The following is a 24577-nucleotide window of genomic DNA, read 5'->3' as shown; positions in this document are numbered from 1 at the left end:
GGTTATTTTTTCAAAGCTAAAATATATTTATCAATATACAGCTGCTTCTCTTTCGATTTGTACTGCTGGATGTATCTCGGATGTTCCAGGACGGTCATTTTCTCAAATAGGTTAGCCTCGTTATTGATTTTTGAAATGAAATCCGCATTCTTTTTACCCATGACAAAAATTTCGGAAGAATCGAGGTTCAGGCTGAGGTGCTTTTTTAAGGAATCGATCATAAAATCTTTTACGGCAGCAAATAAAGCTTTGTCATCATAATAATTGGCATTTATCCAACCGCTCTTCGATTTCCTTACAATCGCCAGCGGGAAAGGCGAATTGATATAAACATCGCGGTAAAATTCTTCGGCACCGCCATATTCTGCAATCATGTCATAAACGAACACCGAGGAAACTTCATGGGTATAGGCTGAGGTCATCTTAATTCCGCAAATGCTTTCCAGCCTTTTGGTATCGGTAAAGGGGACACCGGTGACGCCTGAACCGTGGCGGCTGGGATTGATGCCGAGAAAGAATTTCCGCTGATTGGAGTCGTTGTAGTATTTGCGGTAAAATTCTTTCATTACCTCCATTGTTTCCGGATTATTCAGATATGGATTCATCACCATGAAATCATCAGGCAGTTTTCCTCTGTAATGAAGATTATTATTGAATTTGATAACCTGTTCTGCAAAAGTTCCTTTCATATTTAATTATAGCATTTAAACCACCCCGTTATCTTCTTCCTCATCATCACTTAATGCCAGCTCAATATCGATAAACTGGATATACAAACCGCAGATCAGGCCGTTTTCGTCATAGGCAAAATAGACAGGATAACCGCCGTCGCCGAAACCGCTGGCAAACATCGGGATCTGATAAGCCGTTTCCGGGATGGTCCAGTTGATCCAGTCGCCGCCTTCCCGTTGATTATCGGGATGCGCTTCATAGCTTTTCCTGAACAGTTCCGAAAAATAATCATCGTACAGGTTATTTCCATTAAGATCTTTTACGAAACGGTCAAAAGCGGAAAGAGTTTCAGCATCGGCAATGCAGGCCAGTCCCGCATCTACACGGAATCCGAAATAATCATCTTCCTGTATGCCTTCAAGATTTTCGTTACCGGTCAGAGCTTCCTGATAAAAGACCGGTTTACCCTCCGTAAATTTTACTTTTACCGCCGCATACCGGGTGCCCCATTCTTCAGACTTTACCACGGCAACCGTTACCGGGAAATTTCCTTTGGGAGCTTCGGTAAAATAAGGCTTTTCACCGGCATTCAGGAAAACCAGCGGATCCCTCACCAGTATTTTTCCGGAAGGAACTGAAACCCGGCCGATTTCCATCTTTTCCATAGGAAGGCCACCAACTTCATCCAGAGTAAAATAAGTCTCCAGATCCGTTGGGCAAACCAGCATTTTTTTTACTTCTTCATATTTTTGCATCCAGCTCTCGTTCATCTGTACTGTATTAATTTTAAGATAAATGTCTATTCGTGATCAAAATACTCTTCTGTCTTTAGTCCTCTGATAAAGGTTTCAAAGTTTTTCGCCAGAACCGTTTTTCTGTAGTCTGCTTCCTGGTCTACGTGCACTACTTCCGGTTCTCCTTCTTTTCCACATCCGGAATAATCCAGCAATATCATATCGTGTCCTGCAGAAGGGCAATCGCAGAAGTAAATCCCATCATCCGGATATCCCCATTCTTCAATCATGAAACGGCTGCCCAGTTCTCCGCAAAGCGCATAGGTCTTTTCCCTTCCGATTCCCATAATACCGGTAATCGCAATATGATCTTCTGCCCATGAAGTGCCTTCTGCTGCCGGGAAGCAGCTTCTTTCTACCAATCCGCCATTCCGGATGCGCATCAGCTCGATATAGGATGACGGAAGTTGATAACCCAGTTCCTGCTCTACCGAAAGGATAGTTTCCTCTTCCGGAAACGGTTCGGTATAATCCCTTTCCGAATAGCTGCTTTCATTCCAGAAACCGGTGAAATCAAAGTCTTTGAAAAATGCCTGTTCCATATATTTGTATTAAAAAAGGAACCTGTTAAAAAAAGGCTCCTTTAAATTTATGAATTTATTTTGCATTATACCAATCCGAACTGCTCGAAATGATGGGTAAAATGCTTTCTGTGCATCAGTTCCCACATTTCCTTATTCAGCTTCCCGAATACGAAATTCATATGCTCGGCCTGCGGATTTTCTTTATAATAGATTGAAAATCTTTTCAGGTTTTCCAGGAACGACTGTTTTGCCGCTTCCAGGTTTTTATGTTTCAGTTCAGGCAATGAGCCATCGGCATTCAGGAACGGGGCCTGGAAATCTTTCGGCATTTTGCGGTGGTTATACAGGGAATCCTGCCATTTTTCCAGCTGCTCTTCCGGGGTAAAGCACCGGTCGGCTTCCGGCTCGCCAAAACTTACCAATATGCCGTGTTCCAAATGTTCGATCATCTGCTGGGCGGACATTTTCCCCCATTGTGAAGCGGTATTTTCCGTTAAGCCGTTCAGGATTTTCTGAACACTCTTTACATTCAGATCGATAAAAGGCGAATGTTTTGCCACCAGAGTCAGAATCGTAGCTACACAAACTATTTCTTCTCTCTGGTTTACCACTTCCACCAGCCATTTTACCACGCCGGAAGGGATGTTTCTTCCCTTTACGCCACGGTTGATCTTTTCTTTTGCCGTTAAATAAACGGTAATTGTATCTCCGGCGTATACCGGTTTGAAGAATGAGCAGTTTTCCAGACCGTAATTGGCAATCACCGGTCCTTTTTTTCCGGAAACGAACAATCCTGCCGCTGCGGAAAGGATAAAGTATCCATGGGCAACCGTTTTATCGAAAATGGTTCCCGTTAAGCTTGTTGCATCCGTGTGGGCATAGAAATGATCCCATGAAACGTTTGAAAAGTTTACGATATCGGCATCGGTAATGGTTCTTCCCGCGGTTTCCAGGGAATCACCGATTTCCACTTCTTCAAAATACTTCCGGAAAGGATGCTTGTCGGAATATTTCTTTTCCGCCCCCTGCTGGTAAACTTTGGTTATCGCCGTCAGAATATCCGGGGAGCCCTGAATGGCGGTTTTCTGAAGGAAGAAATGAAGACCGTTCAGTCCGCCCATCTCTTCACCTCCTCCGGCTCTTCCGGGCCCTCCGTGCATCAATGTCGGAAGCGGCGAACCGTGACCGGTACTTTCCTTGGCATTATCCCTGTTCAGAACGAAGATCCTTCCGTGCTGGGAAGCCATTTTCCATGAGGTTTCGGCTACGAATTTTTCATCGTGAGAAATGATGGATCCTACCAGGCTTCCCTTTCCTCTTTTGGCCAGAGCCGCCGCTTCTTCCGCATCTCTATAAGGCATCAGGGTGGAAACCGGCCCAAAGGCTTCGACATCATGAGAGATATTTTTTTCGAAAGGCTTATCGTTAAAGAACAGTTTAGGGCTCATGAAGGCTCCGTTTTCATAATTGGCATCTACCAGTTCGTGCTGTCCGTCATAAATCAGTTCCGTTTCCGCTTTCAGTAAATTTACTTTTCTTAACACCTCATCATACTGCTGTCTGCCAACCAGAGATCCCATCTTCGTTTCCCGGCTCAAAGGGTTTCCGATTTTAGTCTGGTCCAGAGCTTTTGATAAAGCCTGCTGAACATCACCCACCAAATTCTCAGGGACGATAATTCTTCTGATGGCCGTACATTTCTGTCCGGCTTTGGTCGTCATCTCGTTCCGTACTTCCTTGATGAATAAATCGAACTCCGGAGTGCCCGGCTTCGCTTCCAGTCCTAAGATCGAACAGTTCAGGGAATCAGCTTCCATATTGAAACGGACAGCATTGCCTGCTACCGACGGCAAGGATTTTAATTTCCTTCCCGTGGTCGCCGAACCGGTAAAAAGGACGGAATCCCCATCCTGAACGTAATCCAGGATATTTCCAGGTTCTCCGCAAACCAGCTGTACGGCTCCTTCCGGCAAAAGACCGCTTTCGATCATATCCTGAAATACCGCATTGGTAAGATAGGATCCGAACGGTGAAGGCTTCACGATGGAAGGAACACCCGCCAGCAATGAAGTCGACAGTTTTTCCAGCATCCCCCAAACCGGAAAGTTATAGGCGTTAATCTGAACGGAAACCCCTTCACTCGGCGTCAGAATATGGGTTCCCAGGAAAGTTCCGTTGGCCGAGATTTTCTGGGTTTCCCCATCTACCCAGAACGGGGTATTCGGAAGCATTCTCTTTGCCAGTCCGGAATACGTAAAGAACGTCCCGAAGCCTCCTTCGATGTCCACCCAGGAATCCACGTGGGTGGCTCCCGTTTTGTAAGATAAATCGTAATATTTTTTCTTTCTTTCAAGAAGGTAAAGCGCTACTTTTTTAAGCATTTCCCCACGGTCATAGAACGTCATGGATGCCAGGTTTTTGTACCCAACAGTTCTTCCGTAGTCCAGGGCCTGTTCGAAATTAAGTCCTTCGGTATCCGAAACGGCTACCTGCTCGCCCGTCACGGCATTGTACAGAGGAATTCCGTTTCCGGTACCTTCCACCCATTCGCCGTGGATATAATTTTTCAGTTTTTGCATAAAATATTTAATTTAATAACGTATCAATTTAACAGTTTACCAATAATTGTTACATTGATCCATTTTTAGATTGTTTCATTTTTAATTTTTCGGTTCCTGATAAGGAAATAATTTCACCAGTCCTTCATACAGGCTTCTGTGCAGAATCGTCGCGTGATTATCGGTCTCCATCATTTTATACTCAACCGTCCAGTTCTTTTTACCGGATTTCTTAAGTACATCATACAGATCCTCAGCATCTTTTACCATTACCGGATGTTCTCCCTTTCCGACGGAAATATAAATAAATTTCCTGGTATCCGGAATTTTGGCCAGCGATTGGTCTGCACTTTTCAGTAAGCTTTCATCATCCCACCATAAGCTGGGGCTGATGATAAAATAATTATCGAACAGTTCTGGTTTTTTCAGTAAAATCTCCGTGGCCAGCAATCCGCCTAATGACTGCCCGAATAAATAGGTACCGGTGACTTTAAACTGAGTTCCGATATAAGGTTTTAGTTCTTTTTCAAGAAAGCGGATGAACTGATCGGAATGCCCGGTCGTCGGATAATCCTGCTGTAAATCTTTTAAGTCGGTATGAAAAGTAAAATCTTTTTTCCGGTCGATATTCGCAATTCCGACCACAATGGTTTCCGGCATGGCATACATCTGGTTGAAAAACTGAACCAATCCGGTAACATGAATAAAATCCTCATTCAGGCTTCCGTCCAGCAGGTAAATCACCGGATAAGATTTGGCTTTGTTAAAATTCAGCGGGAGATAGATGTTTAAAGTTCTGTCTTCCTTCAGTATTTCAGATCTCAATGTCCTGATCTCTCCAATCGTCAATGGTTTTACCTGGCCCTTTTGGGCCGAAACCAGGCTCGAAAATCCAAGCAGCATGCTGCAGATCAGCAGGATTTTTTTAATCATTTTTTTGTTTTTTAACCTGATGTGATTTATGCGATTTATTTCACGTCATCCCAAATACTGTAATCCACCACCTTCGTCGGGATCTGCTGTACATATTCGGTAAACGGTTCACAGGGAAGAATGGCATCTTTTCCTTCCCGGGCCAGCTCCTGGTATAGCCGGGTTCCTTCGGTTTTCCACCTGATCATTTCATCGGAAACGTCACGGATGATCCTGGCCGGACTTCCGACAATCAGTTTCCGGGCTTCGCATCTGAAGTTGGCGGGAACAAAAGCCAGGGCGCCGATGATGCATTCATCACCGATAACCGCTTTGTCCATTACAACGGCATTCATTCCGACCAGGCAGTTCTTTCCGATATGCCCGGAATGGATGATCGCTCCGTGACCGATATGGGCCGATTCTTCAAGAATGGTTTCAATGCCCGGAAAAACATGCAGCGTACAGTTTTCCTGAACATTCGCGCCATCCTTCACGATGATCTTTCCCCAGTCGCCGCGGATGACCGCATTCGGACCTACATACACTTCTTCACCGATTTCAACATTCCCGATGATGACCGCCTGCGGATGAATGTAGGCAGAAGATTTGATAATAGGCCGTATGCCGTGGTAGGAATAGATATTCATAAATTTTAATTTAGAAATTTGAAAATGAGTTAATTTGAAAATTATTTTTAAAGCAAAGTCCAAAAATTTTTTGGAAATATGTCTGTGTATTTTCCTTCTGAAGGCGTTTCCATTCAGCAAAGTCAACTATTAAAATTACTGAGTTCACTTAAAACTGAAAATGTTTTCTCTCTACCATTTTCAAATTATCAAATTGAACCATTTTCAAATTGATTACACTTTTTCAATCACCATTGCATAACCCTGCCCTACACCAATACAAAGGGTGCACAGGGCATATTTCTTATTCTGTTTCTGAAGTTCCATAGCAGCAGAACCGACGATTCTCGCTCCTGAAACGCCCAGTGGGTGACCGATGGCAATGGCGCCCCCGTTCGGATTTACTCTGGAATCATCGTCTTTTAATCCCAGTGATCTCGTTACGGCCAGAGCCTGAGCGGCAAACGCTTCGTTCAGTTCGATGACATCCATATCTTCCAATGACAGGTTCAGTCTTTTCAAAACTTTTTGGGCAGCCTCTACCGGACCGATGCCCATAATTCTCGGTTCCACACCGGCAACGGCTGAACCCAGGATTCTGGCGATCGGCTGCAGCCCGTATTTCTGTACGGCTTCTTCACTGGCTAAAATCAAAGCGGCGGCACCGTCGTTCATTCCCGAAGCATTTCCGGCAGTTACCGTTCCGCCTTCTTTCCTGAAAGCCGGACGAAGTTTTGCCAGGCCTTCCATCGTAGAAGCCGGTTTGATGAATTCATCTTTATCGAAAACTTTAGGTTCTCCTTTTTTCTGCGGGATCTCTACTTTTACGATTTCTTCCGCCAGTCTTCCGCTTTGCTGTGCGCTGGCCGCTTTCTGCTGGGACCATAAAGCAAACCGGTCCTGGTCCTCACGGCTGATCTGATGCATATCAGCCAGGTTTTCCGCCGTTTCTCCCATTCCGTCGACACCGTACATTTCTTTCATTTTCGGGTTTACAAACCGCCATCCGAAAGTGGTATCGAACATCTGGCTGTCCCGGCCGAAAGCCGTACTCGGTTTTGACATCACGTAGGGCGAACGCGTCATGTGCTCTACACCTCCTGCGATATAGATCTCCCCTTCTCCGGCAGCAATCGCACGGAAGGCATTGGCTACGGCAGACATTCCCGAAGCGCATAGTCTGTTTACGGTTTCACCCCCGATTTTATACGGTAGCCCGGCCAGCAGCAGGGCCATTCTCGCCACGTTCCGGTTGTCTTCACCGGCCTGGTTGGCGCATCCGAAGATTACATCCTCAATTTCCCCTGCCGGAACTTCCGGGTTTCTTGCGATGATTTCTTTGATGACAATAGCCGCCAGATCATCGGCTCTTACTTCTGAAAGGCCCCCGCTTAATTTTGAAATCGGAGTTCTGATGTAGTCTATGATGTATACGTTGTTCATAATTTAATGTAACGATTTAGCAGTGTAACAGTGCAACAATACTAAATGTCTTGTTTTTTATTTAAACTTGTACTTAATATTTTCTATATAATTTTTTCTATTTCTGTAATTTGACGTTCCAATTTTTCATCAAATGGATACGTTCTGGAATATTTAAGAGATAGAGCCAATATTTTGTTTCTTCTAATTCTTTAGCCGCAATTTTTATTTTACTGATAAAATCATTTTTACTGTGCGGATTCTGTGCCTCAAATGCATTAGCTCCAATGCTTGTCCCCGGAACGCAGCAGCTGTTTGTCACTAACAAACTTTTTCTTTTCTTCCAACAGTTCGCAGAATTCAATAATATCTAAAGAAAACTGTACACTTTTTTCTATTAATGGGTTCTTTTCGAAATTGATCATTTGTGTTAATTTAATTATTTTATTTATCCACTATTACAGATTGTTACATTGCTACATTGCTACATTGTTACGTGGAGCTAAAGTTCCGTTACTTTCTTCCCTATTTTATACACCGTTCCGACAAACTTGGCCACCAGTTCATCGTTCTGATTGGTGATCTTAATATCGTAAACTGCAGTTTTTCTGGTTTCATTTTCCAGGATGCTTTCTGCCCTGAAAATATCGCCTTCTTTTCCGGCTCTGGTAAAATTGATGACACAGTTTAGGGCTACTGCGGCGTCTCCCGAATTGTTGGAAGAAAAGGCCAGTGCCGAATCGGCGAAGGCAAAGGTAACGCCTCCATGTACCGTTTTAAGCCCGTTGATCATTTCCTTTTTAACGGGCATTTCGATTAAACAATAATTTTCTCTGGCTTCGATCAATCTGATATCCATCCATTGGGAAAATGCATCCTGACCGAGCATATATTCTGCAACCTGTTGTGGTGTCATTTAGTTTTATTTAAATTTTTAAATTTCAGTACATCTTTCCAAGTGTACTCTCTGCCATCTAAGATAAACAAACCTAAAAATATAAAGAGGAAATAAACTGCAAATCCAAATACATTCAGGCTCTCCTTATCCTCCCATCCGAATGCATAAAAAAGAAGTTTTATAAGGAAAAAACCAGTCGTATAAATAATTGCGTTCATTAAAGAGCGCAGGAGATTTTTCTTTGTCAGTATTCTTTTAAGCATAAATTTCTGTTTAAGATTGAAGTATCTATTGCTGTATGATTTTTTCGTATAATTCATCAGCCAATCGGTCGTAAATGTTCATGGTTTTACCCAGAATGATTTGGCCATTGGAAAGACTTTCTGGATCGTCGTTGTTGTTTTCATTAAGATAAGAAGTCTCCAGATCAACGCCTTCTTCATCTGCCATTCTTTTGATCAGTGCTTTGTATTTTTCATTGAATTTACCCAGCAATTCAAGTCTTTCCTGATCATCCTGCATGGAAAGAAGTTCCTGAACAATGTATTCTTTTTCAATATTCAATCTTGTTTCCAGTTCAGCTCTGAAGCTTTCCATATTCATAAAACTTTAATTACTTCATTATGTCTTTCCAGTCAGGCTTTTTCAAATACTGTTTTCCATCTTTATCGAAATTCCATACATTTGATATTTCTCTTAACTGAAAAAGTTCAAAATTTCCTTTGTGGATTTTAATTCTATTTAATCTTCTAAATTTTCTGTTAGCCTCTAATTTATTTTTCTTTTCCGTCTCTGCTGTAGTAATTCCTGTTATTGGATTTTTCCTTCTTGACCTACTCATCAATAAATTAGTTTTATAATTATAGTTTTCTCAGCAAAGGACTTTGTCTATAACGGTCTTCCTGATATTCGTCATAAAGATTCTGCAGGGTTTCGGAGATCTTTGCATATCCGATTTCCTGTCCCCAGGCCAATAATCCTTTTGGATAGTTGACCCCTTTCTGCATGGCCAGTTCAAGGTCCTGATCAGTGGCAATGCCTAATCTTTTGGCTTCCACCGCCTCGTTGATCAGCATAGAGATAATTCTCATAAAAATCTGATGATAAAGCACCTCCTCTTTCTGCGGTTCAGCTTTCACCGCTCCTTCAGCGTAATCATAAAACCCTTTTCCGGTTTTCCGGCCGTGAAGCTTGGCTTCGGACATTCTCTGCTGCAACAGGGACGGTTTGTATTTCGGATCGTAAAAATATTCGTTGTACACCGTTTTGGTTACTGAGAAGTTTACGTCCACCCCAATGAGATCCATTAATTCAAACGGTCCCATTTTAAAGTTTCCGATGGTTTTCATGGCATCATCCACCTGTTCTACAGTGGCGATGTTTTCTTCCACCATCCGAAGGGCTTCCCCGTAATACGGACGGGCAATCCTGTTTACGATAAATCCGGGGATATCTTTGGCGATGACCGGCGTTTTTCCCCAGTTTCTCATCAGGCTGTACATCTTTTCCGGTAATGATTTTTCAGTCAGCAAAGACGGGATCACTTCCACCAGAGGCATCAGCGGTGCCGGATTGAAAAAGTGGATTCCGATGAAACGTTCAGGGTGTTTCAGTTCCGCACCGAGAGAGGTAATGGAAATGGATGAGGTATTGGATCCGATGATACAGCTTTCGGAAACATGGTTTTCCAGTTCCGTAAAAACTTTGGTCTTGATTTCTTTATTTTCGATAATGGCTTCAATGATGAGTTCACAGTCCTTGAAGTCCTTCAGTTCGGTAGCGATAGCGATATTGGCTAAAATTTCAGTCATTTTCTCTGCTGAAATTTTTTGTTTGTCTACGAGTTTAATCAGTGTTTTTTCCAGGCCGAGGGTGGCGGTTTCCACCTGCCGGGCATTGGCATCATAGACCCAGACGCGGCATCCGTTTGTGGCGGCTACCTGTGCGATGCCTATTCCCATGGTTCCGGCACCGATAATTCCTACTTTCATATATATCAATATAACAATGTAACAATATAACAATGTATGTAACAATAAGATTGGTAAACTGCTACATTATTACATTGTTATATTAATTTCTATTTTCCTTTATAATCAGGTTTTCTTTTCTGTAAAAATGCATTTACGCCTTCGATGAAATCTTCTGTTCCGGCAGCTTCCTGCTGCAGGTCGGCTTCCAGTTCCAGCTGTTCCTTCAACGTATTATTATAAGAATTGGCGAATGCTTTTTTTGTTAATTTAATCGCAGCGGTCGGCATATTGGCCATTTTCTCGAGAATTTCCATGGATTTGGAATTGAATTCTTCTTCCGCAAAAACCTCAGCCACCAATCCGTAGGATTTTGATTCTTCAGCCGATAATCTTTTGCCGGTAAATGCCAAATAATTGGCGAGTTGTCTTCCCAGTAATTTCGGTAAGAAATAGGTACCTCCGGTATCAGGAATCAGTCCGATATTGGAGAAAGCCTGGGAGAAATATGCCTTGTTATTGGCCAGTACAAAATCACAGATCAGGGCCAGCATGGCTCCGGCACCTACAGCAGGACCATTCACCAGGGCTACCACCGGTTTTTTGCAGCGGGTAAGCTCCATCACCAGCGGATTGTAATAATCGGTTACAATTTTACGGATAACATCATGGTCCTGATGTTCATTACCGGTAACAAAAGCATCATCCAGATTCTGGCCTGAACAGAATGCTCTTCCTCTTCCGGAAATGGCTACACAACGAACCGTGTGATCGTTGCTGCATTCATGGATAAAATCTTTCAGATCGGATAAGGATGGCTTGGTCAGTGCATTCATGGTGTCCGGCTGGTTGAGGTAAGCAATTTTCAGCTTTCCTTCAAAATGAGTCTCAATATCGAGTTGGGTATACATCGTTTTAATTTTTTGATTTAACAAATATAAAGTAATGTAACAATGTACCAGTATAATAATCTATCAATATACCAGTTTAACAATGTAATACTTATAATTCGGTCTGAATTTTATTGGTAATTTTCTACATTGATGTATTGTTACATTGGTATATTTTTACATTGTTACATTAATTTTAGTGGCATTTAAAATAATCAAAAGGTTCCAGGCAGTCCAAACACTGGTAAGAGGCCTTACAAAGCGTAGATCCGAACCGGCTGATCTGCCTGGTGTGTTCCGAACCGCAGCGCGGACATTTTTTCGGTTTTCCGATATGGTGTTCGTCTGCCCCTTTTTCCGGTGGTGTAATTCCGTAAACCCGCAGTTTTTCCCGGGCTTCATCCGTAAGCCAGTCGGTGGTCCAGATCGGAAACATTTTGGTCACGACTTTAGCGTCCCAGCCGTTTTCCTTCATGATCTTGATGATGTCTTCCTCAATGGTGAACATGGCAGGACAGGCAGAATACGTCGGCGTAATGGTAACTTCACAGGAATTTTCCCCGGTTACTTTCGCTTCCCGTACAATGCCCAGCTCTACGATATTGATCACGGGAATTTCCGGATCAGGAACCATTTCTAATATGTCTAAAGGATCTTTCATTGATTAATTTAAAAATTTGAAAACCGGGGAAATTTGAAAATTCAAAGTTGTTCGTCATTTTAAAATTAGCACATTTTCAAATTAATTAATTGGATTTTTTTACCAGGTACATCCCGGATACGCTCTCTGCATATACTGCAGTTCGCAAAGCATAAATCCGAAATATTCAGTATGATAGCCGGTTCTTGATTTTGGCTGCATGAAAGGATTTGCTGGATATTCCAATCCGTATCCGGCAAAGTCTTTCCGGGTGATTGCTAAAAATTCTTCATACAGTGCATCTGTATCCGGAACAATATGTAAAGCCATCAGATCATCCTCGCCTTCAGTTTTGGCAAATAATCCTTTGGTGTATTCCCAGATATTTTCAATGGCTTTTTCCAGACGGGATCTGCTTTCTTCGGTTCCCTGAGCGAAAATTTTCATCCAGGAAGCCGCATGGGTATAATGGTACCGCACTTCCTTCAGGGATTTCTGGGCAATGGCAGAAAGCTCTTCGTCCGCAGATCGGGATAAAGATTCATACATCAGCTTCTGGTACACCGCAAAAACATAAACTTTCAGGATCGTCTGTGCATAATCTTCGTTGGGAAGCTCGGTCCAGTGGGCGTTCACATATTCATGTTCGTATCTTAAGAAGGCAAGATCGTCTTCGGTTTTACCGTTATCGGCAACTCTTGAAGCATACACGTAGAAGTTGTTGGCCTGTCCCAATTCATCCAGCGCGATATTCGTCAATGCGATATCCTCTTCCAGATAAGGGCCTTCCCCGCACCATGCCGATAAACGCTGCCCCATGATAAAGCTGTCGTCGGCCAGTTTTAATAAATAATTATATAATGGATTCATTTTTCAATTTTTGTACAATGTAAAATGTCGGAATGTACAATGTACTTTTTACATCTGACATTTTACAATGGATTACATATTTTTTACATCGTTCGGGATGTCGTAGAATGTCGGGTGACGGTACAGCTTGTCGTCGGCCGGATCAAAAAATGCTTCTTTGTCGATCCCTTCCGAAGTCACGATATACTTGCTCGGCACCACCCAAACGGAAGTCCCTTCTTTTCTTCTGGTATAAACGTCCCTGGCGTTCTGCAATGCCATTTCGGCAGTCGGTGCCTGTACGATTCCTACGTGTTTGTGGGACAATCCCGGTTTAGTCTGGATAAATACTTCCCACATATCTAAATTTGCCATAATTAAAATTAATTTAACAATGTATCAATGTAACAGTTTAACAATAATGAAATTCCTTGCTTAATACAGAATGACAATAGCATTGTTACATTTTTACATTGGTATATTGTTATATTGAAATTTTTTCCTGTTTTTCTGCAAAAGCGGCCGCCGCTTCTTTTACCCAGGAATTCTCTCTCTGGGCTTTACGTTTGGTTTCAATACGTTTTTTGTTGCACGGGCCGTTTCCTTTCAGGATTTCCATAAATTCATCCCACGGAAGTTCTCCGAAATCGTAATGCTGTCTTTCCTCATTCCATTTCAGGTCTTTATCAGGCACGGTTAAGCCTAAAAATTCAGCCTGAGAAACGGTGACATCGATAAACCGCTGACGAAGGCTGTCGTTGCTCTCTCTTTTCACCCGGTAGTTCATCGAGATTTTGGAGTTTGGTGAGCTGTCGTCATTTGGCCCGAACATCATCAGTGCCGGCCACCAGAAACGGTTCAGCGAAGCCTGGGCCATCTCTTTTTGCTGCCTGGTTCCGCGGCATAGCGCCATCAGGATTTCATACCCCTGTCTTTGATGGAAGGATTCTTCTTTACAGATCTTCACCATCGCTCTGGAGTAAGGTCCGTAGGAATTTCCCATCAGCATCACCTGGTTCATAATTGCAGCACCATCTACCAGCCATCCGATGGCACCGATATCGGCCCAGCTTAACGTGGGATAGTTAAAGATGCTTGAATATTTGGCTTTTCCGGAAAGCATATCTTCATAAGTGGCATCCCGGTCGGCCCGGATGCTTCCGTCCCCTAAAGTTTCGGTAGCGGAATAAAGATATAAACCGTGTCCGGCCTCATCCTGAACCTTTGCCAGCAAAGCCATTTTTCTCCTTAGTGAAGGCGCCCTGGAAATCCAGTTGGCTTCCGGCAGCATCCCTACGATTTCAGAATGGGCATGCTGGGAGATCTGGCGAACCAAAAGCTTCCTGTAATCGTCAGGCATCACATCTTTCGGTTCCACCTTATTTTCGTCGTGTACATATTGTACGAATTTTTCTAAGTCCATAATTAAAATTTTTCAAATTTTAAAATGTAACAATATATAAATGTAACAATGTATCAGTGCAATAGTGTATTAATGTCATAATGTACAAATCCGGCAATAATTGTTACATTGGTAAATTGTTATATAGGTATATTAATTACACATCATAATTCAGCATCACCACGTTGGTAGTCGGGTGGCACTGGCAGGTCAGTACATAGCCGCGGGCTACTTCTTCTTCGGTAAGCGCATAGTTCTTTTCCATAAAGACTTCCCCTTCGAGAACTTCGGCTTTACACGTACAGCACACTCCTCCTTTGCAGGCAAACGGCACCGGAAGATTATCCTTTAATGCTTTATCTAAGATACTTTCTTTTTTTGAGTTGAGGTGGAATGAGTATTCATCATCATCAATAATAACCGTTACCATACTCTCGATATTGGCAATGGCTTTGAATTCGTCGCTCATCTCTTCCGAATTTTCTTCATCCGGAGCGGTGAAATACTCAAACAATACCTGGATAGCCGGTACTTTTTTATCTTTTTTCAGATAATCCGCTACCCCTTTGATCATTTCCGAAGGGCCGCAGATAAAATAGGTCGCTTCCTTTACATCAATCTCAGGATGTCTTTCGAACAGCTGCTCCAGTTTATCCGGACAGATTCTTCCTTCAAACAGTTCATCTTCATGCTTCTCACGGCTTACGAGATAAATGACCTTCAGCCTTCCGTTGAATTTCTGCACCAATGCCTCGATTTCAGCCTTTTTCATCACATGGTTCATACTTCTGTTGCTGTAAAACAGATATGCGTTTGAATCCGGCTCCTGATACAAACTTTCTTTGATGTTGGAAAGCACGGGGCTGATTCCGCTTCCTGCCGCCAGTCCGATATAGGTTTTCACATTGGTCGGGTGGTAGGAAGTATTAAAACCGCCCATCGGGGGCATTACTTCCAAGACTTCATCCATGTGCAGGTGTTCGTTGAAATAGCCGGAAACCTTTCCGCCTTCCAGCAGCTTTACCAATACTTCCAGCGTATTGCTTTTTTCGCTGGGTGCATTGCAGATGGAATAAGAACGCCTTTCTTCATTTCCGTCGATCATCATGCGGAAATTAAGATACTGCCCCTGCCTGAACCTGAATTTATCCTTCAGCTCCTCGGGGATTTCCACGGCTACGTTCACGGCATCCGCTGTATCTTTCTGAACCTTTACGGTTTTTAGTTTATAAAATGAATTCATTATCTTTTGAGTATTCTGTTGATTTTTCCGCCTTCGCATTTCGGCAGGCTGTCCTGGACGTGAATTTTCACGGCAGTAGTAATCCCAACCCGCTTTTTTATTTCGTTTTCTATTTTTTTTCCGAAGTTTCCGACAAAAGTAAGATATTCATCGGTACCCTGCTGCAGGTGGGAGGATTTTATAATACCGGCATCAATTTCCACGTCGATATCCAGTGCTATGCACATCTGCTCTTTTTCCACCGGCGTCAGGTAATAATTCGGTACGACTCCCGGAACGTGGGAAAACGCTTCTTCGATCTGGCTTGGGTAAACATTTACACCTCTCACGATCAGCATATCGTCTGCCCTTCCTAGAATCGGCTTCATTTTCACCATGGTCCGTTTTCCTTTTTCATCGTAATACAGGCTGGTGATGTCGTTGGTCCAGTAACGCAGCAGTGGCATGGCCTTCTTCGTTAGGGTCGTGATCACCAGTACACCTTCTTCCCCGAATGGGACCGGCTGCTTGGTAATGGGATCTAAAATTTCCGGATAAAAATGGTCTTCCCAGATATAGGAACCTCCTTTTTCTTCAAAGTCTTCCACCGAAACGCCGGGACCGATGATTTCGCTGAGCCCGTAGATGTTTACCGCATGAACACCGAGTCTTTCTTCGATATGATGCCGGATGATTTCCGTCCACGGCTCTGAACCGAGCACCGCATATTTCAGGCTGACTTCTTCAGGAGCCACCCCTCTTTTCATGAGTTCATCTGCAATGGTCAGGGCATAGGAAGGCGAACAGCACAGGACTTCTGGTTTGAAATCCATGATCAGATCAACCTGCCTGGAAGTCATTCCCCCTGAAATCGGAAGAACACTCATTCCGAGCTTTTCCGCTCCGTAATGAAGTCCGAGGCCACCGGTAAAAATCCCGTAACCATAAGCATTGTGCAGCTGCATCCCCGGTCGGGCTCCTGCCGCATTCAGTGATCGGGCCACGACTTCGCTGAACAGGTCTACATCTTCTTTGGTATACCCCACCACCGTCGGTTTGCCGGTTGTCCCGCTGGAGCAGTGAATCCGCTGCAGCTCATTTTTAGGAACTGTGCATAACCCGAACGGGTAGTTGTCTCTTAAATCCTGTTTATAAGTAATCGGCAGCTTAGCAATGTCGTCAATGGATCGAATATCTTCCGGTGAAATTCCCGACTCCATCATTTTCCCTGCATAAAACTCCGATTTATCACCCAGATACCGTACCAAACGAATCAATCGCTCAGACTGTAAAGCCCGCAGCTGATCCAATTGTAAATATTCCACTGAAAAATCCATGACTAAACTAACTAACACTTGTTAGGTACAAATGTAAAAAGAATTTCAGAGATAACAAAATTTTTATGATTTTCGTCATGTGGGACTTTGACAACCCGGAAAGATGAGATTTAACACATAAGAAACATGAGATTTTTGGGATAAAGCTTTGCACATATTTTAGAGCACATGAGAAATAAAATCTTTGATTTTATTGGTATTTCATCGAACCTTACGGTGGCTGAGCGGAGCCTAAAGCCCCGTTATTATCCATGAAACATAAAGAAGCCTGTTGAAGCATTCTAACCACAAAGCGGCAAAAGATATTTTTCCTGTACAATAAACCAATACAAAATGTGTAGAAGGCTACAAAAGCTTTTACAATTTTTAATTTATCTGATGTGTTCTAAAATATTTTCAGCCTATTAAAATCTTCTCTGTGACTCATGTGTCAAAACGTAGCTATCTATGAAATCCGTTTTGATTTATAGGAGAATAAAAAGCCCGCTTTAAACATTCCGTTTTCCTAAAAGCCCAAACAGGATCTTATCCCTGATTTCATCGGTGATTTCGGTGGTGGATTCCGTGTTTCTTTTGAACCAGAAATAAGAATTGTTGAGGGTATGAAGAATAAACCTGGTGGTAAAAGAAGGGGACCGGAGTTCCCATCGCTCTGCCTGGTAAATATCGGCAATCAGCTGTTCCACTTCCTGCTGGTAGCTTTTCCTGAGTTCCACAAATTCGGGGAGCCTCTCTTCCAGGTGTTTCCATTCATTGGAATAAATGTGGGTAACGTCGCGGTTCTGAAGGACTACGGATAAATGCTTTTCAATAAAGAGGTTCAGCTTTTCCCTTGGGGCTGCCTCCGTATTTTTTACCTGCTGAAGCTCGTCGAAAAATTCCTGCGCAATGCCGAAACAGATCCACTCCAGGATTTCTTCTTTAGAACGGATGTGTGCATAGAGGGAAGCCGCCTTGATATTCAGCCGGGTGGCCAGATCGCGTACAGAGCTTCCCATATACCCTTTCTCCTTGAAAAGTTCTACGGCAACATCTAATATTTTCTTTTGTTTTTCTTTAAGTTCCATCAGGTAAAACACAAAAGTACTTATTTTGATCGTAAAACAGGAGATTGGAAATATGATTTTTGACGTCAGTACAAACAGCCTTTACATATACCACTGTATAAATGCCTCCGTCAAAAATCCTGTATAGTCCCACCATTCCTGTATTGAAGTGGAATCTCAGGAGACTTCAATAACTGGAAGTCTGTCATGATTCATTGTCTGACGATTATTCCAATCAATTTTTGCTGAAATGGTTAAAACCGGAAATTTTGACTTTCCATTTTATCATCAAAATGTAAAATCCGGAAATTTTGTCCTTATTTTTTGAAAATTCAACAATTGAATGCTTTTTGCGATATAGCTCCCGAATTAAATGATTGAATCAGATAAAGGACATCAGACTTTAGATATCAGTTTTAATTTGATTTTAATTTAAAGTCTCACGGAATGGTCTGGAATCTGATGTCTGAATCTGAAAATAAAAAGTAACAAATCAAAAATAATATCTATATGAATCTTAATCAATATACTGTAAAATCGCAGGAAGCCATCCAGGCCGCACAACAGGTCGCCATGGAATTCGGCAACCAGAGTATCGAGCCCCAACATCTTCTTGAAGGTATTTTTCAGGTAGATGAAAATATTTCGCCGTTCTTACTGAAAAAGTCTGAAGCCGATGCAGCTTTGGTAAGAGATCGCAACCGGGAGAATTTAGAAAAACTTCCAAAGGTACAGGGAGGAAACATTTACCTTTCCCAATCCGCCAACAAGGTATTGCTGGATGCACCGAATATCGCTAAAAAGATGGGCGACGAATATGTAACCATCGAGCATTTATGGCTTTCACTTATCGAAACCAGCTCAGAAGTTTCAAAAATGCTGAAAGACATGGGCGTTACCCGGAACCTGCTGGAAGGCGGGATCAAAGAACTGAGAAAAGGAAGCAAGGCGACTTCTGCCAGTTCGGAAGAGACCTATCAGTCTTTAAACAAATACGCCAAAAACTTCAACGAACTGGCTGCCGAAGGAAAGCTGGATCCGGTAATCGGCCGTGATGAAGAGATCCGGAGAGTGCTGCAGATCCTTTCGAGAAGAACGAAAAACAACCCGATCCTGATCGGCGAGCCGGGGGTAGGTAAAACCGCTATTGCCGAAGGAATCGCCCACCGGATTATCAGTGGCGACGTTCCGGAAAACCTGATGGATAAAACCCTGTATTCCCTGGATATGGGAGCCCTGATTGCCGGAGCCAAATACAAAGGGGAATTTGAAGAAAGGCTGAAATCCGTAGTTAACGAGGTGATCAAATCCGACGGACAAATCATCCTTTTTATCGATGAGATCCACACATTGGTAGGAGCCGGCGGCGGTGAAGGCGCCATGGATGCGGCAAACATTCTGAAACCGGCTTTGGCAAGAGGAGAGCTGAGAGCCATCGGAGCCACGACATTAAATGAATATCAGAAATATTTCGAAAAAGATAAAGCCCTGGAACGACGATTCCAGAAAGTGATGGTGGAAGAGCCGGATACCGAATCCGCCATTTCCATTCTCCGCGGAATCAAGGATAAATACGAGGCACACCACAAAGTAAGAATCAAAGACGAAGCAATTATTGCTGCTGTGGAAATGTCGCAGCGTTATATCTCCGACCGTTTCTTACCGGATAAAGCGATCGACCTGATCGATGAAGCTTCCGCCAAACTGAGAATGGAAATCAATTCCAAGCCTGAAGAGCTGGATGTTCTTGACCGTAGACTGATGCAGCTGGAAATTGAGCTGGCCGCCATTTCAAGAGAGGGCAACCAGACCAAAATCGACCATTTGAAAGAAGATATTGCCCGGATTTCCGAGCAACGGAACGAGATCAATGCCAAATGGCTGAAAGAAAAACAGAAATCTGAGGATTTAACCCGGATCAAGACAGAGATCGAATCCCTGAAACTGGAAGCGGAAAGAGCTTCGAGAGCCGGTGATTACGCCAAAGTAGCGGAAATCCAGTACGGAAAGCTGCGTGAAAAAGCAGACGAACTTTCCAAGCTTGAGCTTGAAATGCAAAATCATCAGAATGAACTCATCAAAGAAGAAGTGACTTCTGAAAACATTTCTGAAGTCATTGCAAAATGGACGGGTATTCCGGTAACCAAGTTGCTGCAGTCTGAAAGAGAGAAATTGCTGAGCCTTGAAAATGAACTTCACCACCGGGTTGTAGGACAGGATGAAGCCATCACGGCAGTCGCCGATGCGATCAGAAGAAACCGGGCCGGACTGAGCGATGATAAAAAGCCGATCGGATCATTCCTGTTCCTGGGTACTACCGGGGTCGGAAAAACCGAGCTGGCCAAAGCCCTTGCTGAATTCTTATTTGACGATGAGAACAACATGACGAGGATCGATATGAGCGAATATCAGGAACGCCACAGTGTTTCCCGATTGGTAGGCGCCCCTCCGGGATATGTAGGTTATGATGAAGGCGGACAGCTGACAGAAGCGGTAAGGAGAAGACCTTACTCCGTAGTGCTGCTGGATGAAATTGAAAAGGCCCATCCGGATGTTTTCAATACCCTGCTTCAGGTTCTGGATGACGGACGTCTGACCGACAACAAAGGAAGGGTAGTGAATTTCAAAAACTCGATCATCATCATGACGTCGAATTTAGGTTCGCACCTGATCCAGGAGAATTTTGAAAACATTACCGATGAAAACCAGGATGAAATTGTAGATAAAACCAAAGATCAGGTTTTCGATCTACTGAAACAGACGCTGCGTCCTGAATTCCTGAACAGGATCGACGAGGTGGTACTGTTCCAGCCGCTACGGAAAAAAGAGATCGGAAAAATCGTAACCTACCAGTTAAGAGGATTCAATGACATGCTCGCCAAACGGAACATTATCATGACTGCAACGCAGGATGCCGTGGATTACCTGATGAACAAAGGTTACGACCCCGCTTTCGGAGCAAGACCGTTAAAAAGAGTGATCCAGCAGGAAGTCCTGAACCGGCTGTCCAGAGAAATCCTTGCCGGGAAAGTAAACGACGGCGACCGGATCACCCTGGATTATTTCGAGGAAACCGGACTGGTTTTCAGGCCCGCTGATTTATAAGTAGTTTTTTTTCATATATATTATTTTTGTAGTAAGTGCCGCAGACAAAATCTGCGGCACTTACTTTTTAAGTTCATTGATTCTATAAACGTAAAGTCCGCAAAGTTTTTTTCCCATACTAGCTGTCTTTAAGTTCGCAAAGGCGTTTCACTCAGCAAGGAACACGATGCTTTTGAATTGTGAGGTAATTAAACTTCTCTACAAATAATAACTTTTTAGCTAAACTAGAAATTTATTCAAACAAGCATATTATAAAAAAGATATTTACAATACGGTTTTCCATAAAGTCCTGGATTTAAATAATCTTTTCTTTACAAGCTAGTTTTAAAATATAAATTTATGGGAACAACCATTGGAAATTTGTTAATATCTTATGATGTTGATATGAAACATTCTGAAGTTAAAAATGCTATGTTAACATTAAACTACTATGATGGATTTAGACAGGATGGCGAATCTTACGATTTGCCGAATACAACATTATGTCATCAAGCGAAATCATCAGATCAGGCAATGGCTGATATTAAAAAAGTCTGTTCAGATTTAAAGGTTACACTGGAAAAGGCCGTAGCCGTAAAAGCAGAGGAATTTGCAGGATTATAATCTAAACCACTCGAAAGAGTGGTTTTTATTTGTCTTTACATCATGAATTTTCACCTGAGAGGGTTAAACTATCATTCCCAACTATAATCTTTAAATAATATTAACAGATTAATCCTTTTCATCAAATCCACAATCCGTAAAAACCCCATAAAGAATCAGGAAAAAACCGTGTGGCATCAACCTCTTTTTTTCCGAGATTTGCAGGACCAACTAAGATTTCATTAAAAACGAGTTTATGAAAACAACCCCTGATCCTTTAGAAACTGAAACGGTAAAAACGGGTGCAGCACCCCATACTATGCCTTGTACGTTCATCAAAACCCTGGTGGATAACTACAGAAAGAATCAACTGATGTCGGTAAAAAACACGCTGGGCATTGATGATGCGCATGCCATCCATTTTGATCTGGCAACACTTAAAAAATTTATCTCCGATATTGAATCGGAAGCACAGAAAACCGATCCTGATGCTACGGCGGAAAATCTGGGAATCCGCTTCTACTATGCGGCTTATCCGAAAGCTGCCGACTGGGATATTATGGCCAATACCCTGATCGGAGAGGAATGTGCTGAAAAACATACCCTGGTCATGGTTCCAACGATAAAAAGAGACGATGAAAACGGTGAATCGTCATGCTGCGACTTCAGCCCGGTCAGTTCCGGTTCGTCCGGCAGCGATAAAATCCTTGCAATGGCAAAAGGTACCGCGTTAACGGGAGATCTGATTTCCCAGAATCACGGAACCTTAAGCCCACCGACCACCCTTACTTCCGAATTATTTTAACAGCCGGCCAAAAGAATCTCATTCTTAATTAAAAATCCTGATGACGGAATTCCAAAGAATATTGCAAGAGTTATTGGTTTGGACGGAAGGCCTTGCCGCTTTTATTTCAATTATTTTCTACCGCCGCGTAAAAGAGCAGTACTGGAAATATTTTTCGTATTACCTGATCCTGATGTTTCTTTGCGAATCGGTAGGAAAATGGGGCGAACACTTTTTTGCGTACAGCAAACCGGCATTTTTTAATTATTTTGTTATTCCTGCCGAATTTATTTTTTTCTACTGGCTGTATGCTGCAAAATCTCTCGGAAGGCAGAATTTATTTTACACCTTATCCTTGCTGTATCTCTTTTCCTTTATTCCGAGTGAATATTTTTTCAATACAAAAAAGATTATTTTTTCACTGAATTATACCTTTGGGTGCCTCCTGCTCATGATCTTGGTCATTATGGAATATTACAAGCAGATTAACTCATCTGATATCCTTAATTTCAGCAAAAACAGAATGTTTTACATTAATCTCGGAGTAACTTTGTTTTATATAGGAACACTGCCTTTCTGGACATTTTTCACGTACATCATTAAATATAAAGAAATATACAGTGTTTACTTTGCCTATTTCTTAATTTCGGGGATTATTATGTATTTGTTATTTTCAATCTCATTAATATGGGGGAAGCAGAACTCTTAATTACACTTATTCTTTTCAACCTGTTTTTCATTTTGTTTGTGGTTGCCGTGATGGTCTATATCCGGAAATACCAACAGCGGAAGAAAGAATACCTGAACGAAATTGAAGTAAAAAACGAAGTCCACCAGCGGGAACTTCTAACTACCCAACTGGAAATCCAGCGGGTAACGATGCAGCAGATCGGCCGCGAACTTCATGATAATATCGGCCAGAAACTTACCCTCGTAAGCCTTTATACACAGCAGCTTTTGTATGAAAACAAGGTTCAGGAGGTCAGCGAAAGAATAGAGCAGGTTTCACAGATCGTCAACCAGTCGCTGCAGGATCTGAGAAGTCTTTCTAAAACGCTGACGGATGATAACATCAGCCAGAAAGAAATCGTAACTTTAATCCAGGAAGAAGCGGACAATACTAATGCTTTTAAAAGATGCCATGTCGATTTCAAGCACAACTTCGAACATCTTGACCTGGGATTTGTTCACAAAAATGTACTGCTGAGGATTACGCAGGAGTTTATTCAGAACAGCATCAAGCATTCGGGATGCAGGAATATTTTGATCCGCCTGAACACTTCGGAAGAATTTCTCTGGGAACTGAATATCAGAGATGACGGGACCGGGTTCGACCGGTCGGATATTAATTCGAGCGGGATCGGGCTTACCAATATGAAAAACCGGGCCGAAATCATCGGAGCCGAATTCAGCCTTGACAGTGAGAAAAATAAAGGAACTACGCTCAACATTATTTTAAAAAGACAGCCATGAAAAAAACGATAGTGATTGTTGATGACCATCTGCTTATCGCCAAAGCACTTGAAGGGATTATCGGAAATTTTAAAGAATTTGAAGTCATTTACGTGGCAGAAAGCGGTAAAGACCTTATTCAGAAATTTGAAAGCAACAGCCGGATTCCCGACATCATTCTTTTAGACATCAGCATGCCCATCATGGACGGTTTCGAAACCGTACTCTGGCTGAAGCAGAACCACCCGGCTATCAAGGTAATGGCATTAAGCATGCAGGGCGATGATAAGAGCGTGATCAGGATGATTAAAAACGGTGCAAAAGGCTATTTGCTGAAAAATACACATCCCAGAGAGCTTGAGAATGCCTTAACGAAATTAAACGAAGACGGTTTCTTCTATCCCGAATGGGCGTCAAAAATCATTTTATCCAACCTGAACAATGAAGATCCCGCCACCGGCATCCGGATTTCTGAACGTGAAAAAGAATTCCTGAAATATACCGTTACCGAACTCAGCTATAAGGAGATTGCCGACAAGATGTGCTGCAGTCCTAGAACAGTGGAAAGCTACCGGGATCAGCTCTGCGACAAGCTGGACCTGAAAACACGGGTTGGACTAGCTGTTTTTGCAATAAAAAACGGATTTGCCGAATCTTAAAATTTAAAATACATTCACTCACATCCTCTACAATTGAGATCCTTTCCTGCTTTCAGGGAAGGATTTTTTACAATCAAATCTAAAGGTATACATAATCTATTCATTTGACATAAAATTACCACATAACCAAAATAACATTTATCGCAAACCATTTTCAATAAAAACACGTTTTAAATACATATTAAACAATACATTTAAAAAATTACTATTGATCGAATAATAAAATAATT

At 42.5% G+C, this 24577-nt stretch carries 28 protein-coding genes; 6 read left to right on the top strand and 22 right to left on the bottom strand.

Annotated features, from left to right (window positions below; translation table 11 throughout):
- Positions 1-2: 2 nt before the first annotated feature.
- The 22 genes from CHA01nite_RS04685 to CHA01nite_RS04585 form a co-directional block, all read right to left on the bottom strand.
- On the bottom strand, positions 3-689 hold the full coding sequence (locus CHA01nite_RS04685) for an SMUG2 DNA glycosylase family protein (RefSeq protein WP_146940053.1): 687 nt from the start codon (positions 687-689) through the stop codon (positions 3-5).
- A 15-nt stretch (positions 690-704) separates the two neighbouring features.
- The gene (locus CHA01nite_RS04680; RefSeq protein WP_146940052.1) at positions 705-1442 is read right to left on the bottom strand and encodes a DUF4241 domain-containing protein; all 738 of its coding nucleotides are present in this window, start codon (positions 1440-1442) and stop codon (positions 705-707) included.
- Between the two features lie 29 nt (positions 1443-1471).
- The gene (locus CHA01nite_RS04675) at positions 1472-2008 is read right to left on the bottom strand and encodes an SMI1/KNR4 family protein (protein WP_146940051.1); all 537 of its coding nucleotides are present in this window, start codon (positions 2006-2008) and stop codon (positions 1472-1474) included.
- A gap of 65 nt (positions 2009-2073) precedes the next feature.
- Complete coding sequence (gene paaZ, locus CHA01nite_RS04670; protein WP_146940050.1) at positions 2074-4569, bottom strand: phenylacetic acid degradation bifunctional protein PaaZ; 2496 nt, start codon at positions 4567-4569, stop codon at positions 2074-2076.
- 81 nt (positions 4570-4650) lie between these two features.
- Entirely contained in the window at positions 4651-5481 is an 831-nt protein-coding gene (locus CHA01nite_RS04665) for an alpha/beta hydrolase (protein WP_146940049.1), read from the bottom strand.
- 35 nt (positions 5482-5516) lie between these two features.
- The gene (locus tag CHA01nite_RS04660) at positions 5517-6110 is read right to left on the bottom strand and encodes an acyltransferase (protein WP_146940048.1); all 594 of its coding nucleotides are present in this window, start codon (positions 6108-6110) and stop codon (positions 5517-5519) included.
- A 213-nt stretch (positions 6111-6323) separates the two neighbouring features.
- Positions 6324-7532 (bottom strand): 3-oxoadipyl-CoA thiolase, encoded by a 1209-nt coding sequence (gene pcaF, locus CHA01nite_RS04655; protein ID WP_146940047.1) that lies wholly within the window; start codon positions 7530-7532, stop codon positions 6324-6326.
- A gap of 97 nt (positions 7533-7629) precedes the next feature.
- Entirely contained in the window at positions 7630-7833 is a 204-nt protein-coding gene (locus CHA01nite_RS21010; RefSeq protein ID WP_307725972.1) for a four helix bundle protein, read from the bottom strand.
- Complete coding sequence (locus tag CHA01nite_RS21005; protein ID WP_307725974.1) at positions 7790-7936, bottom strand: four helix bundle protein; 147 nt, start codon at positions 7934-7936, stop codon at positions 7790-7792. The genes CHA01nite_RS21010 and CHA01nite_RS21005 overlap by 44 nt, the downstream gene beginning before the upstream one ends.
- A 77-nt stretch (positions 7937-8013) precedes the next feature.
- Positions 8014-8427: a PaaI family thioesterase gene (locus CHA01nite_RS04645; protein ID WP_146940046.1), complete on the bottom strand. Its 414-nt coding sequence runs from the start codon at positions 8425-8427 to the stop codon at positions 8014-8016.
- A complete protein-coding gene (locus CHA01nite_RS04640) occupies positions 8424-8672 on the bottom strand; it encodes a hypothetical protein (RefSeq protein WP_146940045.1) in 249 nt (82 codons plus the stop codon). Before CHA01nite_RS04640 ends, CHA01nite_RS04645 begins: the two co-directional genes overlap by 4 nt.
- A gap of 25 nt (positions 8673-8697) precedes the next feature.
- Positions 8698-9006 (bottom strand): hypothetical protein, encoded by a 309-nt coding sequence (locus CHA01nite_RS04635; protein ID WP_146940044.1) that lies wholly within the window; start codon positions 9004-9006, stop codon positions 8698-8700.
- A gap of 16 nt (positions 9007-9022) precedes the next feature.
- Positions 9023-9250, bottom strand: a complete 228-nt coding sequence (locus tag CHA01nite_RS04630) for a hypothetical protein (protein WP_146940043.1) — start codon at positions 9248-9250, stop codon at positions 9023-9025.
- 19 nt (positions 9251-9269) lie between these two features.
- On the bottom strand, positions 9270-10400 hold the full coding sequence (locus CHA01nite_RS04625; RefSeq protein WP_146940042.1) for a 3-hydroxyacyl-CoA dehydrogenase NAD-binding domain-containing protein: 1131 nt from the start codon (positions 10398-10400) through the stop codon (positions 9270-9272).
- Positions 10401-10489: 89 nt separating this feature from the next.
- The gene (locus tag CHA01nite_RS04620; RefSeq protein ID WP_146940041.1) at positions 10490-11290 is read right to left on the bottom strand and encodes an enoyl-CoA hydratase/isomerase family protein; all 801 of its coding nucleotides are present in this window, start codon (positions 11288-11290) and stop codon (positions 10490-10492) included.
- Positions 11291-11465: 175 nt separating this feature from the next.
- A complete protein-coding gene (gene paaD / locus CHA01nite_RS04615) occupies positions 11466-11930 on the bottom strand; it encodes a 1,2-phenylacetyl-CoA epoxidase subunit PaaD (RefSeq protein ID WP_146940040.1) in 465 nt (154 codons plus the stop codon).
- A 99-nt stretch (positions 11931-12029) separates the two neighbouring features.
- Positions 12030-12779 (bottom strand): 1,2-phenylacetyl-CoA epoxidase subunit PaaC, encoded by a 750-nt coding sequence (gene paaC, locus CHA01nite_RS04610; protein WP_146940039.1) that lies wholly within the window; start codon positions 12777-12779, stop codon positions 12030-12032.
- 72 nt (positions 12780-12851) lie between these two features.
- Positions 12852-13133, bottom strand: coding sequence for a 1,2-phenylacetyl-CoA epoxidase subunit PaaB (gene paaB / locus CHA01nite_RS04605; RefSeq protein ID WP_034679196.1), 282 nt, complete (start codon positions 13131-13133; stop codon positions 12852-12854).
- A 109-nt stretch (positions 13134-13242) separates the two neighbouring features.
- The gene (paaA, locus tag CHA01nite_RS04600) at positions 13243-14181 is read right to left on the bottom strand and encodes a 1,2-phenylacetyl-CoA epoxidase subunit PaaA (RefSeq protein WP_146940038.1); all 939 of its coding nucleotides are present in this window, start codon (positions 14179-14181) and stop codon (positions 13243-13245) included.
- Positions 14182-14317: 136 nt separating this feature from the next.
- Entirely contained in the window at positions 14318-15403 is a 1086-nt protein-coding gene (locus CHA01nite_RS04595; protein WP_146940037.1) for a 2Fe-2S iron-sulfur cluster-binding protein, read from the bottom strand.
- Positions 15403-16719 (bottom strand): phenylacetate--CoA ligase family protein, encoded by a 1317-nt coding sequence (locus CHA01nite_RS04590; RefSeq protein ID WP_146940036.1) that lies wholly within the window; start codon positions 16717-16719, stop codon positions 15403-15405. The genes CHA01nite_RS04595 and CHA01nite_RS04590 overlap by 1 nt, the downstream gene beginning before the upstream one ends.
- Before the next feature lie 488 nt (positions 16720-17207).
- The gene (locus tag CHA01nite_RS04585) at positions 17208-17798 is read right to left on the bottom strand and encodes a TetR/AcrR family transcriptional regulator (protein ID WP_228458336.1); all 591 of its coding nucleotides are present in this window, start codon (positions 17796-17798) and stop codon (positions 17208-17210) included.
- 477 nt (positions 17799-18275) lie between these two features.
- Here CHA01nite_RS04585 and clpB point away from each other — a divergent pair, with 477 nt between their 5' ends.
- The 6 genes from clpB (at position 18276) to CHA01nite_RS04555 (ending at position 24347) form a co-directional block, all read left to right on the top strand.
- A complete protein-coding gene (clpB, locus tag CHA01nite_RS04580) occupies positions 18276-20870 on the top strand; it encodes an ATP-dependent chaperone ClpB (RefSeq protein ID WP_146940035.1) in 2595 nt (864 codons plus the stop codon).
- 339 nt (positions 20871-21209) lie between these two features.
- Positions 21210-21473, top strand: a complete 264-nt coding sequence (locus CHA01nite_RS04575) for a hypothetical protein (protein ID WP_146940034.1) — start codon at positions 21210-21212, stop codon at positions 21471-21473.
- Positions 21474-21708: 235 nt separating this feature from the next.
- On the top strand, positions 21709-22257 hold the full coding sequence (locus tag CHA01nite_RS04570) for a hypothetical protein (RefSeq protein WP_146940033.1): 549 nt from the start codon (positions 21709-21711) through the stop codon (positions 22255-22257).
- A gap of 40 nt (positions 22258-22297) precedes the next feature.
- Complete coding sequence (locus CHA01nite_RS04565) at positions 22298-22945, top strand: hypothetical protein (protein WP_146940032.1); 648 nt, start codon at positions 22298-22300, stop codon at positions 22943-22945.
- Positions 22924-23709: a sensor histidine kinase gene (locus CHA01nite_RS04560; RefSeq protein WP_146940031.1), complete on the top strand. Its 786-nt coding sequence runs from the start codon at positions 22924-22926 to the stop codon at positions 23707-23709. Before CHA01nite_RS04565 ends, CHA01nite_RS04560 begins: the two co-directional genes overlap by 22 nt.
- Positions 23706-24347, top strand: a complete 642-nt coding sequence (locus CHA01nite_RS04555) for a response regulator transcription factor (protein WP_146940030.1) — start codon at positions 23706-23708, stop codon at positions 24345-24347. Before CHA01nite_RS04560 ends, CHA01nite_RS04555 begins: the two co-directional genes overlap by 4 nt.
- Positions 24348-24577 lie beyond the last annotated feature (230 nt).

Source organism: Chryseobacterium hagamense (genome assembly GCF_007991455.1).
GTDB classification, from domain to species: Bacteria; Bacteroidota; Bacteroidia; order Flavobacteriales; family Weeksellaceae; genus Chryseobacterium; species Chryseobacterium hagamense.
The sequence above is the reverse complement of the archived record's forward strand: the minus strand, read 5'-3'. Positions and strand labels throughout refer to the sequence as shown.

Excerpts from the sequence above, each read along its gene's own strand:
- CHA01nite_RS04680 (WP_146940052.1), bottom strand. The coding sequence starts at position 1,442 with ATGAACGAGAGCTGGATGCAAAAATATGAAGAAGTAAAAAAAATGCTG.
- paaD (WP_146940040.1), bottom strand. The coding sequence starts at position 11,930 with ATGAAAGATCCTTTAGACATATTAGAAATGGTTCCTGATCCGGAAATT.
- CHA01nite_RS04660 (WP_146940048.1), bottom strand. The coding sequence starts at position 6,110 with ATGAATATCTATTCCTACCACGGCATACGGCCTATTATCAAATCTTCT.
- CHA01nite_RS04555 (WP_146940030.1), top strand. The coding sequence starts at position 23,706 with ATGAAAAAAACGATAGTGATTGTTGATGACCATCTGCTTATCGCCAAA.
- CHA01nite_RS04675 (WP_146940051.1), bottom strand. The coding sequence starts at position 2,008 with ATGGAACAGGCATTTTTCAAAGACTTTGATTTCACCGGTTTCTGGAAT.
- clpB (WP_146940035.1), top strand. The coding sequence starts at position 18,276 with ATGAATCTTAATCAATATACTGTAAAATCGCAGGAAGCCATCCAGGCC.
- CHA01nite_RS04630 (WP_146940043.1), bottom strand. The coding sequence starts at position 9,250 with ATGAGTAGGTCAAGAAGGAAAAATCCAATAACAGGAATTACTACAGCA.
- paaA (WP_146940038.1), bottom strand. The coding sequence starts at position 14,181 with ATGGACTTAGAAAAATTCGTACAATATGTACACGACGAAAATAAGGTG.
- CHA01nite_RS04570 (WP_146940033.1), top strand. The coding sequence starts at position 21,709 with ATGAAAACAACCCCTGATCCTTTAGAAACTGAAACGGTAAAAACGGGT.
- CHA01nite_RS04560 (WP_146940031.1), top strand. The coding sequence starts at position 22,924 with ATGGGGGAAGCAGAACTCTTAATTACACTTATTCTTTTCAACCTGTTT.
- CHA01nite_RS04620 (WP_146940041.1), bottom strand. The coding sequence starts at position 11,290 with ATGTATACCCAACTCGATATTGAGACTCATTTTGAAGGAAAGCTGAAA.
- paaC (WP_146940039.1), bottom strand. The coding sequence starts at position 12,779 with ATGAATCCATTATATAATTATTTATTAAAACTGGCCGACGACAGCTTT.
- CHA01nite_RS04590 (WP_146940036.1), bottom strand. The coding sequence starts at position 16,719 with ATGGATTTTTCAGTGGAATATTTACAATTGGATCAGCTGCGGGCTTTA.
- CHA01nite_RS04645 (WP_146940046.1), bottom strand. The coding sequence starts at position 8,427 with ATGACACCACAACAGGTTGCAGAATATATGCTCGGTCAGGATGCATTT.
- CHA01nite_RS04665 (WP_146940049.1), bottom strand. The coding sequence starts at position 5,481 with ATGATTAAAAAAATCCTGCTGATCTGCAGCATGCTGCTTGGATTTTCG.
- CHA01nite_RS04575 (WP_146940034.1), top strand. The coding sequence starts at position 21,210 with ATGGGAACAACCATTGGAAATTTGTTAATATCTTATGATGTTGATATG.
- paaB (WP_034679196.1), bottom strand. The coding sequence starts at position 13,133 with ATGGCAAATTTAGATATGTGGGAAGTATTTATCCAGACTAAACCGGGA.
- CHA01nite_RS04685 (WP_146940053.1), bottom strand. The coding sequence starts at position 689 with ATGAAAGGAACTTTTGCAGAACAGGTTATCAAATTCAATAATAATCTT.
- CHA01nite_RS04565 (WP_146940032.1), top strand. The coding sequence starts at position 22,298 with ATGACGGAATTCCAAAGAATATTGCAAGAGTTATTGGTTTGGACGGAA.
- pcaF (WP_146940047.1), bottom strand. The coding sequence starts at position 7,532 with ATGAACAACGTATACATCATAGACTACATCAGAACTCCGATTTCAAAA.
- paaZ (WP_146940050.1), bottom strand. The coding sequence starts at position 4,569 with ATGCAAAAACTGAAAAATTATATCCACGGCGAATGGGTGGAAGGTACC.
- CHA01nite_RS04595 (WP_146940037.1), bottom strand. The coding sequence starts at position 15,403 with ATGAATTCATTTTATAAACTAAAAACCGTAAAGGTTCAGAAAGATACA.
- CHA01nite_RS21005 (WP_307725974.1), bottom strand. The coding sequence starts at position 7,936 with ATGATCAATTTCGAAAAGAACCCATTAATAGAAAAAAGTGTACAGTTT.
- CHA01nite_RS04625 (WP_146940042.1), bottom strand. The coding sequence starts at position 10,400 with ATGAAAGTAGGAATTATCGGTGCCGGAACCATGGGAATAGGCATCGCA.
- CHA01nite_RS04635 (WP_146940044.1), bottom strand. The coding sequence starts at position 9,006 with ATGGAAAGCTTCAGAGCTGAACTGGAAACAAGATTGAATATTGAAAAA.
- CHA01nite_RS04640 (WP_146940045.1), bottom strand. The coding sequence starts at position 8,672 with ATGCTTAAAAGAATACTGACAAAGAAAAATCTCCTGCGCTCTTTAATG.